General features: G+C 72.0%; 18 protein-coding genes. 14 read left to right on the forward strand and 4 right to left on the reverse strand.

The window, feature by feature from the left end; all coding sequences use genetic code 11:
- Positions 1 to 3: 3 nt before the first annotated feature.
- Positions 4 to 291, reverse strand: coding sequence for a YiaA/YiaB family inner membrane protein (locus tag ACIHFD_RS07100; RefSeq protein WP_397365980.1), 288 nt, complete (start codon positions 289 to 291; stop codon positions 4 to 6).
- 156 nt (positions 292 to 447) lie between these two features.
- Entirely contained in the window at positions 448 to 1,479 is a 1,032-nt protein-coding gene (gene aroF / locus ACIHFD_RS07105; protein ID WP_397365981.1) for a 3-deoxy-7-phosphoheptulonate synthase, read from the reverse strand.
- A gap of 239 nt (positions 1,480 to 1,718) precedes the next feature.
- Here aroF and ACIHFD_RS07110 point away from each other — a divergent pair, with 239 nt between their 5' ends.
- From ACIHFD_RS07110 to ACIHFD_RS07130, 5 genes are all read left to right on the forward strand, one after another.
- Positions 1,719 to 2,315: a molybdopterin-dependent oxidoreductase gene (locus ACIHFD_RS07110; RefSeq protein WP_397365982.1), complete on the forward strand. Its 597-nt coding sequence runs from the start codon at positions 1,719 to 1,721 to the stop codon at positions 2,313 to 2,315.
- 54 nt (positions 2,316 to 2,369) lie between these two features.
- Positions 2,370 to 3,527 (forward strand): sensor histidine kinase, encoded by a 1,158-nt coding sequence (locus ACIHFD_RS07115; protein WP_397365983.1) that lies wholly within the window; start codon positions 2,370 to 2,372, stop codon positions 3,525 to 3,527.
- A 66-nt stretch (positions 3,528 to 3,593) separates the two neighbouring features.
- Positions 3,594 to 4,334: a LytR/AlgR family response regulator transcription factor gene (locus tag ACIHFD_RS07120; RefSeq protein ID WP_397365984.1), complete on the forward strand. Its 741-nt coding sequence runs from the start codon at positions 3,594 to 3,596 to the stop codon at positions 4,332 to 4,334.
- Entirely contained in the window at positions 4,331 to 4,624 is a 294-nt protein-coding gene (locus ACIHFD_RS07125; protein WP_397365985.1) for a hypothetical protein, read from the forward strand. The genes ACIHFD_RS07120 and ACIHFD_RS07125 overlap by 4 nt, the downstream gene beginning before the upstream one ends.
- A gap of 60 nt (positions 4,625 to 4,684) precedes the next feature.
- Positions 4,685 to 6,175, forward strand: a complete 1,491-nt coding sequence (locus tag ACIHFD_RS07130; protein WP_397365986.1) for a cation acetate symporter — start codon at positions 4,685 to 4,687, stop codon at positions 6,173 to 6,175.
- A gap of 338 nt (positions 6,176 to 6,513) precedes the next feature.
- Here the strand turns inward: ACIHFD_RS07130 and ACIHFD_RS07135 are convergent, their stop codons facing one another.
- Positions 6,514 to 7,353, reverse strand: coding sequence for a deoxyribonuclease IV (locus tag ACIHFD_RS07135; protein WP_397365987.1), 840 nt, complete (start codon positions 7,351 to 7,353; stop codon positions 6,514 to 6,516).
- 167 nt (positions 7,354 to 7,520) lie between these two features.
- Between ACIHFD_RS07135 and uraD the strand changes: the two genes are divergently transcribed.
- The 7 genes from uraD to ACIHFD_RS07170 are packed head-to-tail and all read left to right on the forward strand — an operon-like array spanning position 7,521 to position 12,166.
- Positions 7,521 to 8,021, forward strand: coding sequence for a 2-oxo-4-hydroxy-4-carboxy-5-ureidoimidazoline decarboxylase (uraD, locus tag ACIHFD_RS07140; protein ID WP_355191621.1), 501 nt, complete (start codon positions 7,521 to 7,523; stop codon positions 8,019 to 8,021).
- Positions 8,018 to 8,317, forward strand: a complete 300-nt coding sequence (gene uraH, locus ACIHFD_RS07145; RefSeq protein ID WP_185072939.1) for a hydroxyisourate hydrolase — start codon at positions 8,018 to 8,020, stop codon at positions 8,315 to 8,317. The genes uraD and uraH overlap by 4 nt, the downstream gene beginning before the upstream one ends.
- The gene (gene pucL / locus ACIHFD_RS07150) at positions 8,318 to 9,178 is read left to right on the forward strand and encodes a factor-independent urate hydroxylase (RefSeq protein WP_397365989.1); all 861 of its coding nucleotides are present in this window, start codon (positions 8,318 to 8,320) and stop codon (positions 9,176 to 9,178) included. It begins immediately after the preceding gene.
- A gap of 5 nt (positions 9,179 to 9,183) precedes the next feature.
- On the forward strand, positions 9,184 to 10,044 hold the full coding sequence (locus tag ACIHFD_RS07155) for a xanthine dehydrogenase family protein subunit M (RefSeq protein WP_350729038.1): 861 nt from the start codon (positions 9,184 to 9,186) through the stop codon (positions 10,042 to 10,044).
- The gene (locus ACIHFD_RS07160) at positions 10,044 to 10,517 is read left to right on the forward strand and encodes a (2Fe-2S)-binding protein (protein ID WP_350729040.1); all 474 of its coding nucleotides are present in this window, start codon (positions 10,044 to 10,046) and stop codon (positions 10,515 to 10,517) included. Before ACIHFD_RS07155 ends, ACIHFD_RS07160 begins: the two co-directional genes overlap by 1 nt.
- Positions 10,514 to 11,905: an 8-oxoguanine deaminase gene (locus ACIHFD_RS07165; RefSeq protein WP_397365990.1), complete on the forward strand. Its 1,392-nt coding sequence runs from the start codon at positions 10,514 to 10,516 to the stop codon at positions 11,903 to 11,905. Before ACIHFD_RS07160 ends, ACIHFD_RS07165 begins: the two co-directional genes overlap by 4 nt.
- 48 nt (positions 11,906 to 11,953) lie before the next feature.
- Entirely contained in the window at positions 11,954 to 12,166 is a 213-nt protein-coding gene (locus tag ACIHFD_RS07170) for an EF-hand domain-containing protein (RefSeq protein ID WP_350729043.1), read from the forward strand.
- Positions 12,167 to 12,222: 56 nt separating this feature from the next.
- On the opposite strand, the gene ppk2 is transcribed toward ACIHFD_RS07170, so the two are convergent.
- Positions 12,223 to 13,107, reverse strand: coding sequence for a polyphosphate kinase 2 (ppk2, locus tag ACIHFD_RS07175; protein WP_350729045.1), 885 nt, complete (start codon positions 13,105 to 13,107; stop codon positions 12,223 to 12,225).
- A 293-nt stretch (positions 13,108 to 13,400) separates the two neighbouring features.
- Here ppk2 and ACIHFD_RS07180 point away from each other — a divergent pair, with 293 nt between their 5' ends.
- Together ACIHFD_RS07180 and allB are read left to right on the forward strand one after the other, a co-directional pair.
- Positions 13,401 to 14,552 (forward strand): glycerate kinase, encoded by a 1,152-nt coding sequence (locus ACIHFD_RS07180; protein ID WP_397366290.1) that lies wholly within the window; start codon positions 13,401 to 13,403, stop codon positions 14,550 to 14,552.
- Positions 14,553 to 15,857, forward strand: a complete 1,305-nt coding sequence (allB, locus tag ACIHFD_RS07185) for an allantoinase AllB (RefSeq protein WP_397365991.1) — start codon at positions 14,553 to 14,555, stop codon at positions 15,855 to 15,857. It begins immediately after the preceding gene.
- Positions 15,858 to 15,859 lie beyond the last annotated feature (2 nt).

Here is a 15,859-nt window from a genome sequence, read left to right on the forward strand (position 1 = left end):
CCCTCAGGTGTTGACCTTGAAGGGGTCGTGCTCGGTCAGCAGCTTGTCCAGCCGCGCCTGGTCGACGCGCTGGCTGACCTCCGACTGCTCCTGCCGGTCCCGTACGACCTTGCACAGCGTGATCGTCGAGGTGACGACGTACAGCAGGCCGAGCCCGAGGAACGCCCTTACCCACCCCTCGACGGGCAGGTAGACCAGGGCGATCACCACGGAGGACAGCGAGACGGCGAACGACAGGAGCGTTTGGACGTAGTACGCGGTGGTCTGCGTGGGTTGGATGGGCTTCGTCATGCGGCCATCGTCGCGCCGCGCGACAGCCCGCCGCATGGGGTCACGTACTCAAGTTACTTCTGAGTACGGCCGGCCGCTCAGCTCGTGGCGGCGGCCGGCCGTACATCCGCGCGGGATCGCTCGTGGCAGGCCGGAATACGGCATCGGATCAGCGGGTCAGACGGCGACCGCGACCGCGGCGGACTTGCCGAGCAGCGCCGGGAAGTCGTTCATGACCTGGGCCAGCTCGCCCAGGTCGGAGTCGACCAGGGCCTGCGGGCCGTCGCAGAGCGCCTGCTCCGGCTGCGGGTGCACGTCGATGATCACGCCGTCCGCGCCCACCGCGATGGCCGCGCGGGTCAGCGGCAGCACCAGGTCGCGCCGCCCGCCCGAGTGGGACGGGTCGATGATCACCGGCAGGTGCGACAGGCGCTGCGCCACCGGCACGGCCGAGACGTCGAGCGTGTTGCGGGTCGCCGTCTCGAACGTCCTGACGCCGCGCTCGCACAGGACGATGTCCAGGTTGCCGCGCTGGGCGATGTACTCGGCGGCCATGAGCCACTCCTCGATCGTGGCGGTCATGCCGCGCTTGAGCATCACCGGCCTGCCGGCCGCCCCGACCGCCTGCAGCAGCGCGAAGTTCTGCATGTTGCGGGTGCCGACCTGCAGCATGTCGGCGTAGGAGGCCACCAGTTCGACGTCCTGGGCGTTCACGACCTCGGTCACGATCGGCAGCCCGGTCTCCTCGCGCACGTCGGCCAGGATGCGCAGGCCCTGCTCGCCCAGCCCCTGGAAGGCGTACGGCGACGTACGCGGCTTGAAGGCCCCGCCGCGCAGCAGCACCGCCCCGGCCGCCTGTGCCATTCTGGCCGCGTCCAGCGTCTGCTGGTGCGTCTCCACCGCGCACGGCCCCGCGATCAACGTCACGGTGTCGGGGCCGATCGGCACGCCGCCCACGTGGACCGTGGAGCGTTCCGGGTGGTTCTCCCTGCTGACCAGCTTGTACGGGGTGGACACGCGCATGACGTCGCGCACCCCGCCCATGCCCCGCAACGTGACCGGGTCGAGCTGGGTCACGTCGCCGACCAGCCCGACGATCGTCCGTTTCACGCCCTTGCTGACGAAAGCCTCGACCCCGGCCGCCTGGACGACCGACACGATCGCCGAAAGATCATCCGTGGTGGCCTCGGGGCCCATCACGATCACCATCTGAGCTTCTCCTTTGTCCGGAAACACAGAAGGCCCCGGGTCCTGTCGGACCCGGGGCCTTCGTTCGCCTGTCTGCTAGCGCAGCGTCAGATGGCGAACGGACTCGGGTCCGTCGCCATACCAAAACAGGAACGCGTTGCGCATAGGCCGTAAGGATAGCGCACCGAACCCGGCCGCGAAGCATCATCGATCCGATGGCAGGATGGCCCCACACGGCGAGTCAGGTGAGGAGAGTGATCGTGGAGGAGTCGCGCCTGCCTCCAGGCCAGTACGTGCCGCGCGGCCGACCCGTGATCCACTACGGCAGGGTGCCCCGGTTCAAACCGGAGAGCTGGGACTTCCGGGTCTTCGGCGCCACCGCGTCCGGGGCGGAGCACCCTTTCTCCTGGAGCGAGTTCGAAGGGCTGCCGCGGGCCACCCGCATCGCGGACTTCCACTGCGTCACCAAGTTCTCGCTCATGGCCAACGAGTGGACCGGCGTCACCCCCGCCACGATCATGGCGGCCGCCCCGCCCGCTCCCGGCGTGCGCCACGTGATGATCTGGGCCGAGTACGGCTACAGCGCCAACCTGCGCATGGCCGACTTCGCGGCCCCGGACACGCTGTTCGCCATGGAGCTCGACGAGAAGCCGCTCAGCCCCGACCGCGGCTTCCCGCTGCGGATCGTGGTGCCCCACCTGTACGCGTGGAAGAGCGTCAAGTGGGTACGCGGCATCGAATACCTCGTCGAAGATCGACGGGGCTTCTGGGAGGAGCGCGGCTACCACAACGTCGCCGACCCCTGGCGCGAGCAGCGCTACTCCTACCAGGAAGAACCCGGAGAGGGACCCCCTTAGACTTCACTCCTGGTTTTCCCCCGGACACGCTCTGTATTGGCTACGGTTTTCCCCGTGCTGACCACCGCGTGCGTGGCGCTGTCCTCCTCCTTGGCCTCGTTGGCCTTCGTCGCCGGCTACGGGCTCGCCCGCGCCCGGTGGCGCCTTGCGGCGCTGCCGGAGGGCCGTAGATCGGACGAGGCGACGTTCACCACGCTGCACATCGCCGCGATGGCCGCCCCCGCCCTGCGGGCCGGGCTCAACCGGGACTCCGCCCGCAAGGCCGTACGGCACCTGCGCACGCTGCTCGGCACCCGGGCCGTCGCGATCACCTCGACCGAGGCCGCGCTGGCCTGGGAGGGGCCGTGCACCGACGACGTGCTCACCTACGCCCGGGCGACCCTGGCCGCGGGGCGGTGCCAGGTGTTCGCGGGCGAGCCGCACGGCGCGGTCGTGGTGCCGCTGACCGTGGACGGCACGGTCGTGGGCACGCTGGCGGCCTTCGACGACGAGGTGAGCGCCGCGCTCGTGCGCACGGTCTCGGAGGTCGCCCGCTGGGTGTCGGGCCAACTGGAGCTCGCCGACCTCGACGCCTCACGGCGGCGCGCGCTGGAGGCGGAGATGCGCGCGCTGCGGGCGCAGATCTCGCCGCACTTCGTCTACAACGCGCTCACGACGATCGCCTCGTTCGTCCGCACGAACCCCAAGCGCGCCCGCGAGCTCCTGCTCGACTTCGCCGACTTCTCCCGGTACGCGCTGCGCCGGGCGCACGACTTCACGACCCTGGCCGACGAGCTGACCTGCGTCGACCGCTATCTGCTTCTGGAACGTGCCAGGTTCGGCGACAAGCTGCGCTTCAGCATGCAGGTGGCGCCCGAGGTGCTGCCCGTGCCCGTGCCGTTCCTGTGCCTGCAGCCGCTCGTCGAGAACGCCATCAAGCACGGCATGCGCGGCCGCGGCGGCAGCGGCGAGGTGCGGGTCGTGGTGCGCGACGCGGGCCCGGAGGCGCACATCACGGTCGAGGACGACGGCGCGGGCATGGACCCGGAGTGCGCGCGGCGGATGCTCGACGAGGACCCGGCCCGCGAGGGCAGCGGCATCGGGCTGGCCAACGTGGACCTGCGGATGCGCCAGATCTACGGCGACGGCTACGGGCTCGTCGTGGAGACGGCGCTGGGCGCGGGCACCAAGGTGCGGCTGCGGGTGCCCAAGAGTCAGCTTAGCTCGTTGTAGTCATTTCATTACACTGAGCTGGCGTGTCGCTTGTGACCTTTGCTTTCATACGGCAGCGTGGAGGACATGATGAGAGTCCTGGCCGTCGACGACGAGGTGCCCGCTCTGGAGGAGCTCGCCTATCTGCTGCGCCAGGACGAACGGATCGAACACGTCGCGACCGCCGCCGACGGCGTCACGGCGCTGCAGGACATGGTGCAGATGATCGGCGGGGGCGAGCGGCTCGACGGGGTGTTCCTCGACATTCGCATGCCCGGGCTCGACGGGCTCGACCTGGCCCGGCTGGTCGGCGGGTTTCCCAGCCCGCCCCGGCTGGTGTTCGTGACGGCGCACGAGGAGTGCGCGGTGCAGGCGTTCGAGCTGGAGGCCGTCGACTACCTGCTCAAGCCGGTCAGGGCCGAGCGCTTGGCCGAGGCCGTGCGCCGGCTGGAGGCCACCTCCCTGCCCGCGCCCGAGCCCGGCCAGGACGAGGTGATCCCGGTCGAGCTGGGCGGGCGCACCCGGTTCGTGCCGCAGCAGGCGGTCTGGTTCGCCGAGGCCAAGGGCGACTACGTGCGGCTGCACACCGCCGACGGCAGCTACCTCGTGCGCATGTCGCTGGCCGCGCTGGAGCGGCGCTGGTCGGACGCCGGGTTCATCCGCATCCACCGCAGCACGCTGGTCTCCGGACGGCACGTCAGCGAGCTGTGCTTCGAGGGCGGGCGGGTGACGCTCACCGTCGGCACCGAGACGCTGCAGGTCAGCAGGCGGCACAGTCGGCAGGTGCGCGAGCAGCTCGTACGCCACCACCGGGGTGTGATCTCGTGACGGCGGAGCGGCGGGTGATCGTCTCCCGCAGGCCGGCCGCGCTCGGGCGCTCCCGCGACCGGTTCGATTCGGACGACGGCGGGCCCGACGTGCCGGCGATCGTGGGGCGGCAGTTACGGCAGGCGCTGCTGACCGTGGGCGCCGTGGCCGCGCTGCTGGCGGGCGTCCCGGTGATCGCCGTGTGGGTGCCCGCTCCCTGGGCCTGGTTCGCGCTCTCGCTGGCCGTGCAGGGGGTCTGGGTCGTGCTGGCCGTGCTGCAGCTGAGGCGCGCGGAGCGGCTGGAAAGGTGAGCGGGCTGCGGCTGGGGCGGGCGGGGCGGCTGGAGAGATGAGCGGGCTGGGGCGGGAGAGATGACCGTCGCGGTGCTGACCGGGATCGCCTTCGTGCTGGTTCTGGGCGTCATGGTGGGCTCCGCGCGACCGCGCCGCGCCAGCGGCGTCTCCGACTTCTCCGTGGCGGCCAGGGCCGTTCCGCCCTGGTGGAACGGCGCCGCCATCGCCTCCGAGGTCACCTCGGCCGCGGCCTGCCTGGGCCTGGCCGGGCTCATCGCCACCAGGGGCGGGCCGATGCTGTGGTACCCGCTGGGGGCCACGGCCGGGTTCGTCGTCATCCTCGCCCTGGTCGTCGCACCCTTGCGGCGCTCGGGGACGTACACGCTACCCGACTTCGCCGAGTGGCGGCTGAGATCGGTCAGGCTGCGGCGCTCCGCCACGTTCCTCGTCCTGGTGATCGGGCTGGCGTTCATGGTCGCGCAGCTCCACGCGGCCGGGGCGGTGGTGCGGCTGCTGACCGGGCTCCCGCCGTGGCTCGGGTGGGTGGCCATCGCCTCGGCGGCGCTGGTCGTGGCCTGCGTGGGCGGGCTGGGGAGCGTGACGAGCGTGCTGGCCGCGCAGTTCTGGCTGAAGCTGGTCGTGTTCGCCGGGGTGGGGGCGGTGTGCTGGTGGGCGGCGGGAGCGCGGTCCGTCACCTGGTTCGAGGGGGCGTACCGGGCGGCCGAGCCGGGGCTGGCGGGGGTGGGCGACCCGTCGCTGCCCGGCGTGCTGACCGTGCTGGTGGCCTGCGCGCTGGGCACGATGGGGCTGCCGCACGTGATCGTCCGGGTCTACACCAACAGCGACGGGCGCGAGGCCAGGCGGTCGATCGTGGCGACGCAGGTCATGCTGGCGGTGTTCTGCGTCGTGCCGCCGCTGTACGGGCTTCTGGGGCACGTGCACGTGCACGAGGGGTCCTCGGACGAGATCGTGTTGCTGCTGCCCGCCAGGCTGCTCCCAGGGCCCGTGGGGGACGCGCTCACCGGGGCGCTCGCCGCCGGGGCCTTCGCCGCCTTCCTGGCCACCACGGCGGGCGTGCTGGTGGCGGTCGGGGGAGCGGTGTCGGCGTGCCTGGCCAGGGCCGGGGTCCGCGCCTTCCGCGCGGCCGTGTGCCTGGTGCTGCTGGCCGCGCTCGCCCTGACGGCGCTCACCGGGCCGCAGGCGTCGGTGGCGCTCGTCCTGCTCGGCTTCAGCCTCTCGGCGGCCACGCTCTGCCCGCTGCTGGTGCTCGGGATCTGGTGGCGGCGGCTGACGGACGCCGGGGTGGCGGCCGGGTTCGCGCTCGGCGGGGGAGTGACGGCGGTGCTGGTGATCGAGGAGCAGGCGGGCGTGAAGATGGGCGTTCTCACGTCCAACCCCGCGCCGGTGGCGGTGCCGGTCGCCTTTGCCGCGATGGTGATGATTTCCCTGGTCACACCGGGTCGGATGCCGCGCGGGGTGGGGCGGATGATGGCCAGGATGCACCTGCCCGAGCATCTCGCGGGCCCACGGGACTACCGCTCGTCGCAGCACGGCGACCGCTCATCGTAACAGCACTCTCCGTATATCGATGACTACGGACCGTTCAACGAGCTGTCCGAAAACAGGGTATCGCCCGCAAGATCGCGACCGTAGTGTTTCGGCAACGAAAGCCACTCCGGCGCATCGGGGGGGACGAGCCGGGGGGCTCACAACAGGCCTGATGCGCCGGCTTCGCCGGTGACCGCCCAGGTCACCACGGCTGCCGGGCCCCCATCCGGGGGTGGGGCCCGCCACGCCGGTCAGGTGAAGGGGCGCCTGCTGAGGCCCTCAGCCGGCCCCGCGATTCGGCCCTTCGGGGGCGGCCGGATCGCGCGAGCAGGCGCCCCTTTCACGACGAGCCGGCCGGGTCAGGAGTCGCGGAGCTTCTTCAGCAGGGCGATGTCCTCGGCGTGCTTGGGCGCCTTGCCCGGCGTCTCGATGCAGATCGGCACCCCCGCCACGGCCGGGTGGCGCATGAGGTCGGCGAACGGCTGCGCGCCGATGTGGCCGGCCCCGATGTTCTCGTGCCGGTCCTTCTTGGCGCCGCACACGTCCTTGGAGTCGTTGGCGTGGATCAGCTTGAGCCGCCCGGGGGCGATCTCGTGCAGCGCGTCGAACGTCTCCTTCACCCCGCCCGGCGCCGCGAGGTCGTGGCCGGCGGCGAAGGCGTGGCAGGTGTCGAGGCAGATGCCGACGCGCGGATGCCAGTCGAGCGCGGCCAGGTAGGGCTCGATGTCCTGGACGGTGGCGCAGAGCATGGCACCCTGCCCCGCCATCGGCTCCAGCAGCAGGTCGGGGCCGCCGTCGGGGATCTCCTCCAGCAGCGGCAGCAGGTTTTCGCGCACCTGGCGCAGCGCGTCGTCGCGCGACTGGGTGACCGCCGAGCCCGTGTGCACCACGACTCCCTTGGCGCCGATCTCGGCGCCGCGCCGCAGCGTGTGGCGCACCAGCGCGATGGAGTTGGCCAGGGTCTCCGGGCTGGGCGAGCCGAAGTTGGCGAGATAGGGCACGTGGACGAACGCCTCGACGCCCGACTCGGCCAGCTTGGCGTCCTCGTCGGGCTTGCCTTCGGCGAGCGCCCAGGCGCGCGGGTTGGTCACGAAGACCTGGATCATCTCGGCGCCGATCTCGGCCATGTATGCCAGGCCGCCCGTCGCGAGGCCGCCCGCGACGAGTACGTGCCCGCCGATCAGGGATGTTGGGGTCATGATGGGTCTCAGTGTAGGCGCACGCCCCGACATCCCGGGGGCCGGCGCGGACCGGGCGCGTCGGCACGCCGGTTGGATGATGACACGAAAAGTCCCGGCCGCGGGGGCGGCAGGTTCGGAGTTCTCGCGGATGGACCGGGCACGAAGCGGGTGTGTGTACTTCTGACATGCCCGACACGCTGAGCGACTTCAACGCCGGCTCCCCGGCCGGCGCCGAGGAGGAGCTGCTGGCCTGCTGCGCCTCGCGCGCCTTCGCCGCGAAGGTGGCGGCGTTGCGGCCGTACGACGACGTCGACGAGCTCGTCGCGACCGCCGAGGCGGCCGTCCGGGACCTGGGATGGGACGACGTGATGGAGGCGCTCGGGGCGCACCCGAGGATCGGGGAGCGGGCGGCGGGCGAGGCCAGGGAGGCGTCGTGGTCGCGCCAGGAGCAGTCCGGTGTGGAGGAGGAGGCGCGCCAGGCGCTGGCCGCGGGCAACAAGGCGTACGAGGACCGGTTCGGGCACGTCTACCTGGTCTGCGCCACCGGGCTCACCGGGGCCCAGATGCTGGCCAGGCTGCGCGAACGGCTGGGCAACGATGAGGAGAGCGAGCGGGCGGCCGTGCGGGGCGAGCTGGCCGCGATCACCGCGCTGCGGCTGCGCAAGCTCATGAAGGAGGGGACATGAGCTTCTCGACGCACGTGCTGAACGCGGTCACCGGGCTGCCCGCGCGCGGCGTCCACGTCCGCCTGGAGCACGAGGGCCGGGTGGTGGCCGAGGGGCGCACCGACGACGACGGGCGCATCAAGGGCTGGAACCCGGGAGCCGGCGTCCACCGGGTCGTCTTCGACACCGGGGCCTACCTGGAGGAGACGTTCTATCCCGAGGTCGTCGTCACCTTCACCGTCGCCGACCCCGAACGGCACTACCACGTGCCCCTGCTGCTCAGCCCGTACGCCTACTCCACCTACCGAGGGAGCTAGATGTCCATCAGGCTCGGACCCAACCGCTACGGCAAGGCGGAGACCAGGCTCGTCCGCGTGGTCAGAGACGGCCCCGTCCACCACGTCAAGGACCTCAACGTCAGCACCTCCCTCTCCGGCGACATGGAGGCCGTCCACCTGACCGGCGACAACGCCGCCGTCCTGCCCACCGACACGCAGAAGAACACCGCGTACGCGCTGGCGAAGAAGCACGGCGTCGGCCAGATCGAGGAGTTCGCCCTCCTGCTGGCCGGGCACTTCGTGCAGGCGCAGCCGACCGTCCACCACGCCAGGGTCGAGATCGACGAGTACGCGTGGACCCGCCGCGGGCCGCACTCGTTCGTCCGCGACGGCGGCGAGGTGCGCACGTGCGTGGTCCACTGCGACCGGGACGGCCGCTCCACAGTGGTGTCCGGGCTCAAGGACCTGGTGCTGATGAACACGACCGGCTCGGAGTTCCACGGCTACATCGTGGACGAGTACACCACGCTGCCGCCCACCACCGACCGCGTCCTGGCCACCGCCGTCGCCGCGCGCTGGCGGCACGCGGGGGAGACGCCCGCGTACGGCAAGTCGTACGAGCAGGTGCGGCAGTGCCTGCTGGACGCGTTCGCCGACACCCACAGCCTGTCGCTCCAGCAGACCCTTTACGCCATGGGCGAGCGCGCCCTGAACACCTGTCCCGAGATCTGCGAGATCCGGCTCGCGATGCCGAACAGGCACCACTTCGCCGTGGACCTGTCGCCGTTCGGCCTGGCCAACGAGAACGAGGTCTTCCACGCCGCCGACCGCCCTTACGGCCTGATCGAGGGCAGCGTGCTGCGGGAGGACGCACCCGGCGCCGGATTCGCCTGGGAGTAGGAGATATGGACTTCTTGCGACCCACGACGTGGGAGGAGGCGCTGGCCGCCAAGGCGGACCGGCCCGACGCGGTGCCCATCCAGGGCGGCACCGACGTGATGGTGGAGATCAACATGGACGTGCGCAGGCCCGCCGCGCTGCTCGACCTCAACCAGGTGGCCGAGCTGCGGGAGTGGGCCATGGTGGGCGGCATGTGCCGGCTCGGGGCCGCGGTGCCGTACGCGCGGATCATCGAGGAGCTGGCCGGGCCGCTGCCGGGGCTCGCCCAGGCCGCGCGCACGGTCGGCTCGCCGCAGATCCGCAACCGCGGCTCCGTCGGCGGCAACCTCGGCGCGGCCTCGCCCGCCGGCGACAGCCACCCGCCGCTGCTGGCGGCCGGCGCGGTGGTTGAGGCGGAGTCGCGCGAGCGCGGCGTCAGGATGATCCCGGCCGACGACTTCTACCTGGGGGTCAAGCGCAGCGCGCTGGAGCCGGACGAGCTGATCAGGGCCGTGCACGTCAGGCCGGCGACCGGGCCTCAATACTTCTCCAAGGTCGGCACGCGCAACGCCATGGTGATCGCGGTGTGCTCGTTCGCGATCGCGCTGCACCCGGACGAGCGGCGGGTCGGCACGGGGATCGGCTCCGCGGCGCCCACGCCGCGCCGCGCGCTGGAGGCGGAAGAACTGCTGGCCCGCGAACTAGACTGGACGGCGCCGCTCGATCCGGCGCTGACCAGGCGATTCGGCGAGCTGTGCGCGGCGGCCGCGGCGCCGATCGACGACGTACGGGGCAAGGCCGCCTACCGGGTGCACGCCATCGGCGTGATGGCCCGCCGCACGCTGGCCTGGGCCTGGAACGACCATCTGGGAAAGAGGGCCGCCTGATGCGCGTCACCTTCACCGTCAACGGCCGGGAAGAGATCGCCGACGACGTCTGGGAAGGCGAGAGCCTCCTGTACGTGCTGCGCGAGCGCGTCGGGCTCCCCGGCTCCAAGAACGCCTGCGAGCAGGGCGAATGCGGATCCTGCACCGTCTATCTCGACGGCCTGCCGGTCTGCTCCTGCCTGGTCGCCGCCGGGCAGGCCGAGGGGCGTCAGGTGCGCACCGTCGAAGGGCTGGCCGAGGAGGACCGGCTCGACCCGGTCCAGCAGGCGTTCGTGGAGTGCGGGGCCGTGCAGTGCGGGTTCTGCACGCCGGGGCTGCTGGTGCAGGCGCACGACCTGATCGCGCGGGTGGAGCGGCCCTCCGACGCGGAGATCAGGGAGGCGCTGGCCGGGAACCTGTGCCGGTGCACGGGCTACGAGAAGATCATCGAAGCGGTACGGCTGGCGGCGTCGCGGAAGGCGGCCGCCGAGTGAGCCTGCTCATCGAGAACGTCCACATCGCGCCGGTCGCCGGCCCGGAGATCCAATCCGGATATATCAGGATCGAGGGGGACCGGATCGCGGAGCTCGGCCCCGGTCCCGCCCCCACCACTCCGGGCACGGGGCCCGGCGCTGCCAGGATCGACGGCACCGGCTGCCTGGCCACCCCCGGCCTGGTCAACACCCACCACCACCTCTACCAGTGGGCCTCGCAGGGCCTGGCCCAGGACGCGACGCTGTTCGAGTGGCTGGTCGCGCTCTACCGGGTGTGGGCCGCCATGGACGCCGAAGTGGTCAACGGGGCGGCCACGGCGGGCCTCGGCTGGCTGGCGCTGTCGGGCTGCACCACCTCCAGCGACCACCACTACATCTTCCCCAAGGGCAGGGGCGACCTGTTCGCGGCCGAGATCGAGGCCGCCCGCGAGGTGGGCATCCGCTTCCACCCCGCCCGCGGCTCGATGGACCGGGGCGAGTCGCAGGGCGGGCTGCCGCCGGACGTCGTGGTCGAGGAGCTGGACGAGATCCTGGCCGCCACGTCGGAGGCCGTGGACGCCTACCACGACCCGTCGTTCTCCTCGATGCTGCGGATCGCGGTCGCGCCGTGCTCGCCGTTCTCCTCCAGCGCCGAGCTGATGACCGAGTCCGCCGCCCTGGCCAGGGCCAAGGGCGTACGCCTGCACACGCACGTCGCCGAGACCTCGGACGAGGACGAGCACTGCCTGGCCCAGTTCGGCCTTCGCCCCGTGGACTACATGGAGAAGCTGGGCTGGCTGGGGCCCGACGTGTGGTTCGCGCACTCCGTACACCTGAGTGACGACGACATCGGCAAGCTCGCCGCCACCGGCACGGGCTCGGCGCACTGCCCCTCGTCGAACGGCCGGCTCGGCGCCGGCATCGCCCGCGTCTCCGAGATGCTGCGCCGCGGCGCGAACGTGGGTCTCGGCGTGGACGGCAGCGCGTCCTCCGAGCTGACGCCGCTCGTGGGAGAGCTGCGGCAGGCCCTGCTGTTCCAGCGCGCCAGGTACGGCCCCCAGGCGCTCACCGCCCGCCAGGCCCTCGAGATCGCCACGCTCGGCGGGGCCCGCAACCTCGGCCGCGAGCACGAACTCGGCACCCTCGAACCCGGCAAGCTGGCCGACCTCGCCCTCTGGCGCGTCGACGGCCCCTTCACCTCGGCGGTGGCCGACCCGGTCTGCGCGCTCGTCTTCGGCCCCCCGCCGCCGCTGGCGCGGGTGCTGGTCGGCGGCCGGGTCGTGGTCGAGGACGGCGAGCTGCGGACCGTCCCCCAGGACGCCGCCGGGCGCGCGGGCGCCGAGGCCCACCGCCGGCTGATACGGCTGGCGGACGAACGTGGCCTGACCGCCGCCAAGGAGCTCCACTGACCGGGAGACTAGGGTGGGAATGTCCCGAACGAGCAGGAAGGCGATCCCATGCCCGAGGAACTCCCCGACGAGCGGCTGGCGCAGCTCAAGAGCACTTTCGCGTCGATCGACACAGACGGCGACGGCTACATCAGCGAGGCCGAGCTGACGAAGCACTTCCCGGGTCTCCCGGCGGAGGCGCTGGGGGCGATGAGCCAGGCCGCCGACTCCGACCAGGACGGCCGCTACTCGCTGGAGGAGTTCATCCGCACGGTCTCCTGACCTTTCCGGGTCACCTGGCGCATCCGCGTCGAAGAACCGGCCGCGACGCCCGTCGGTCAGGCGGGCAGGCCGGTGTGGTCCTCCTCGAAGATGTCGGCCGCCGACCGGACGATGAGCGGGTCCGGGGTGCCGACCACCTCGTAGTCCTTGTTGTCGTAGTGGAACAGGCTCAGCACGTGACGCATGGCCTCCACCCGGCCGCGCTTCTTGTCGTTGCTCTTGATGACCGTCCAGGGAGCCTCGGCGATGTCGGTGTGGAGGAACATCTCCTCCTTGGCGACGGTGTAGTCGTCCCACCTGTCGAGCGAGGCCAGGTCCATCGGCGACAACTTCCACTGCCTCACGGGGTCGACCTGGCGGATGATGAAGCGGGTGCGCTGCTCGGAGCGGGTCACCGAGAACCAGAGCTTGATCAGACGGATGCCGTCGCGTACCAGGGCCCCCTCGAACTGCGGCGCCTGCTGCATGAACTCGCGGCACTGAGCCTCGGTGCAGAAGCCCATCACGCGCTCGACCCCGGCACGGTTGTACCAGGAGCGGTCGAACAGGACGATCTCCCCGGCGGCGGGCAGGTGGGCGATGTAGCGCTGGAAGTACCACTGGGTGCGCTCGCGCTCCGACGGCTTCTCCAACGCGACCACCGTGGCGCCGCGGGGGTTGAGGTGCTCCATGAACCGCTTGATGGTGCCGCCCTTGCCCGCCGCGTCCCGGCCCTCGAACAGGATGACCAGCCGCTCCCCGTTCGCCTTGACCCAGTACTGCAGCTTGAGCAACTCGATCTGCAGCAGCCGCTTGACGCGGTCGTACTCCTGCCGCTGCATTCGCTCGGGATACGGATAGTGCTCGCGCCAGGTGTCGAACGGGCTGCCGTCAGGCCGCAGCAGTACCGGATCGTCATCGTCACTGTCGTCCACGATCAGGCCCGGCGTCGAATCCAGCAAGCGAACCTGCTCCGTGTCCGGAAGGGCAACCTGCTTCACGCCCACCGCCTCGTCGTTTCCGCCTCGCATCAGCTTCCCGTACCCGCCAAGCCATCAGGGGAACAATTCGGGACGATCGGGTTAATGCCGTACGGCATCACCAGCACCGTGCGGTCGTCCTGGCCGCCGGCGTACCGGTGTGGTTCCTTGAAACACACCAGTGTCAAGATGATGGGTCACGCCTTCCTGCCCGCTCGCACCGGGCAGGAAGGCGTGTCAGGACATTGTTCACCATCCTGTAGGGGTTCGTAGTGATTCAGCAGGTTCTGGTCGCCCCCGACAAGTTCAAGGGGTCGCTGACGGCGGCCGAGGTGGCCGCCCGGGTCTCGGCCGGGCTCGGCGTGCCCACGGTGGAGCTGCCGGTGGCCGACGGGGGCGACGGCACCGTGGACGCGGCCGTGGCCGGCGGGTTCAGCCGGGTCACGATCGAGGTCACCGGGCCCACCGGCGAGCGGACCTCCGCCTCGTACGCCTGGCAGGACGCCGACGCGACGGCGGTGGTGGAGCTGGCGGAGGCGTCGGGGCTGCGCCGCCTCCCCGGCGGGCACGAGCCGCTGACCGCCACCAGCCACGGCACGGGCGAGCTGATCGCGGACGCCGTGCGCCGGGGCGCCAAGCGCGTGGTCCTGGGGCTGGGCGGGAGCGCCTGCACCGACGGGGGAGCGGGCATGGCACAGGCGCTCGGCGCGCGCCTGCTGGACGCCGACGGCGGCGACCTCCCCCGGGGCGGGGCCGCGCTGAAGGAGCTCGCCCGGATCGATCTGTCGGGGTTCACGGACGTCTCCGGCGTGGAGTTCGTGGTGGCCAGCGACGTGGACAACCCGCTCCTCGGCCCGCACGGCGCCGCCGCCGTCTACGGGCCCCAGAAGGGCGCCACCCCGGACGACGTCAAGACGCTGGAGGCCGGTCTGACCCGGCTGGCCGCCGTCGCGACCGCCACTCACGGGCTGATGGGCGCGGTCGAGCACGACGACACGCCGCGCGCGATGGGCGTGGCGGGCGCGCCGGGGGCGGGGGCGGCCGGCGGGGTGGGGTTCGCCGCGCTGGCGTTCCTGCACGCCGAGATCCGGCCCGGCATCGGCTACCTGCTCGACCTGCTCGGGTTCGGCGAGCTGGTCAAGGACGCGCGGCTGGTGATCACCGGCGAGGGGTCGCTCGATGAGCAGTCTCTGCGCGGCAAGGCCCCCGTCGGCGTGGCGCGGGCCGCGGCCGAGGCGGGTGTCCCCGTGGTGGCCGTCTGCGGGCGCCGTACGCTCACCGACGACGAGCTGCGGGCCGCCGGCATCGAGGCCGCCTACGCCCTCACCGACCTCGAACCCGACCCCGAGCGCTGCATGGCCGAGGCCGGGCCCCTGCTCGAACGCCTGGCCGCGCGGCTGGCCGCCGTCCATCTCCAGGGGGACTAGATGATCGATCTGGTGATCCGATCCCGCCGCACCGTCACCCCCGAGGGGGAGCGGGCGGCGGCGGTGGCCGTGCGGGGCGAGAAGATCGCGGGCCTGTACGACTACGACGCCCCGCTCGACGCCGCCGAGGACATCGACCTGCGCGACCTGGTCCTGCTCCCCGGCCTGGTCGACACCCACGTGCACGTCAACGAACCGGGGCGGACGCACTGGGAGGGGTTCGGCTCGGCGACCAGGGCGGCCGCCGCCGGAGGCGTCACCACGATCCTCGACATGCCGCTCAACTCCCTTCCGCCCACCGTGAACGTGGCCGCCTTCGAGGCCAAGCTGCGGGCCGCCGAGGGGCAGTGCCACGTGGACGTGGGCTTCTGGGGCGGGGCCGTGCCGGGCAACGTCAAGGACCTCGCGCCCCTGCGCGAGCGCGGGGTCTACGGGTTCAAGTGCTTCATGTCCCCGTCGGGGGTGGAGGAGTTCCCGCCGCTCGGCGACTCCGAGCTGCGGGAGGCGCTGACCGAGGTCGCCGCGGTCGGCGGGGTGATGATGGTGCACGCCGAGGACCCGGCGCTGCTCGGGGAGCCGGCCGGGCCGACGTACCGGGAGTTCCTGGAGTCGCGGCCGGGGGAGTCGGAGCGCAGCGCCGTCGCGCGGGTGGTGGGGCTGGCGGCGCGGACCGGCGCCCGGGTGCACATCCTGCACGTCTCCAGCGCCTCCTGCCTGGAGGTGCTGGAGTCGGCCCAGGCCGAGGGCGTGGCGGTCACGGCGGAGACGTGCCCCCACTACCTGACGCTGACGGCCGAGCAGGTGCCCGAGGGGGCGACCGCGTACAAGTGCTGCCCGCCCATCCGCTCTGAGGCCAACCGCGACCTGCTGTGGGACGGGCTGGCCAGGGGCGTGCTGAGCTGCGTCGTGTCCGACCACTCGCCCTCGCCCGCCGACCTCAAGGTGCCCGACTTCGCCGCCGCCTGGGGCGGCATCGCCTCGCTCCAGCTCGGGCTGCCCGCGGTCTGGACGGAGGCGTCGCGGAGGGGGCACGGGCTGGGGGACGTGGTGCGCTGGATGTCGGCCAATCCGGCGGCGATGGCCGACATTCCCGGAAAAGGCGGGATAAAGCCGGGTAATGATGCCGATCTGGTGGCCTTCGACCCGGCCGCCGACAACCCCGTGGACGCCGCGCGCCTGCACCACAAGAACCCGGTCACCCCGTACCACGGCCAGGTGCTCAAGGGCGCCGTACTGACCACCTGGCTGCGCGGGCGGCCCGTGGACGACGTGCCGCACGGACGATTCCTGTTGGGAGAGCAGTAGTT

The organism is Nonomuraea sp. NPDC051941, assembly GCF_044593615.1.

Excerpts from the sequence above, each read along its gene's own strand:
- allB (WP_397365991.1), top strand. The coding sequence starts at position 14,553 with ATGATCGATCTGGTGATCCGATCCCGCCGCACCGTCACCCCCGAGGGG.
- ACIHFD_RS07130 (WP_397365986.1), top strand. The coding sequence starts at position 4,685 with ATGACCGTCGCGGTGCTGACCGGGATCGCCTTCGTGCTGGTTCTGGGC.
- ACIHFD_RS07170 (WP_350729043.1), top strand. The coding sequence starts at position 11,954 with ATGCCCGAGGAACTCCCCGACGAGCGGCTGGCGCAGCTCAAGAGCACT.
- ACIHFD_RS07160 (WP_350729040.1), top strand. The coding sequence starts at position 10,044 with ATGCGCGTCACCTTCACCGTCAACGGCCGGGAAGAGATCGCCGACGAC.
- ACIHFD_RS07120 (WP_397365984.1), top strand. The coding sequence starts at position 3,594 with ATGATGAGAGTCCTGGCCGTCGACGACGAGGTGCCCGCTCTGGAGGAG.
- uraD (WP_355191621.1), top strand. The coding sequence starts at position 7,521 with ATGCCCGACACGCTGAGCGACTTCAACGCCGGCTCCCCGGCCGGCGCC.
- ACIHFD_RS07100 (WP_397365980.1), bottom strand. The coding sequence starts at position 291 with ATGACGAAGCCCATCCAACCCACGCAGACCACCGCGTACTACGTCCAA.
- pucL (WP_397365989.1), top strand. The coding sequence starts at position 8,318 with ATGTCCATCAGGCTCGGACCCAACCGCTACGGCAAGGCGGAGACCAGG.
- aroF (WP_397365981.1), bottom strand. The coding sequence starts at position 1,479 with ATGGTGATCGTGATGGGCCCCGAGGCCACCACGGATGATCTTTCGGCG.
- ACIHFD_RS07155 (WP_350729038.1), top strand. The coding sequence starts at position 9,184 with ATGGACTTCTTGCGACCCACGACGTGGGAGGAGGCGCTGGCCGCCAAG.
- ACIHFD_RS07135 (WP_397365987.1), bottom strand. The coding sequence starts at position 7,353 with ATGACCCCAACATCCCTGATCGGCGGGCACGTACTCGTCGCGGGCGGC.
- uraH (WP_185072939.1), top strand. The coding sequence starts at position 8,018 with ATGAGCTTCTCGACGCACGTGCTGAACGCGGTCACCGGGCTGCCCGCG.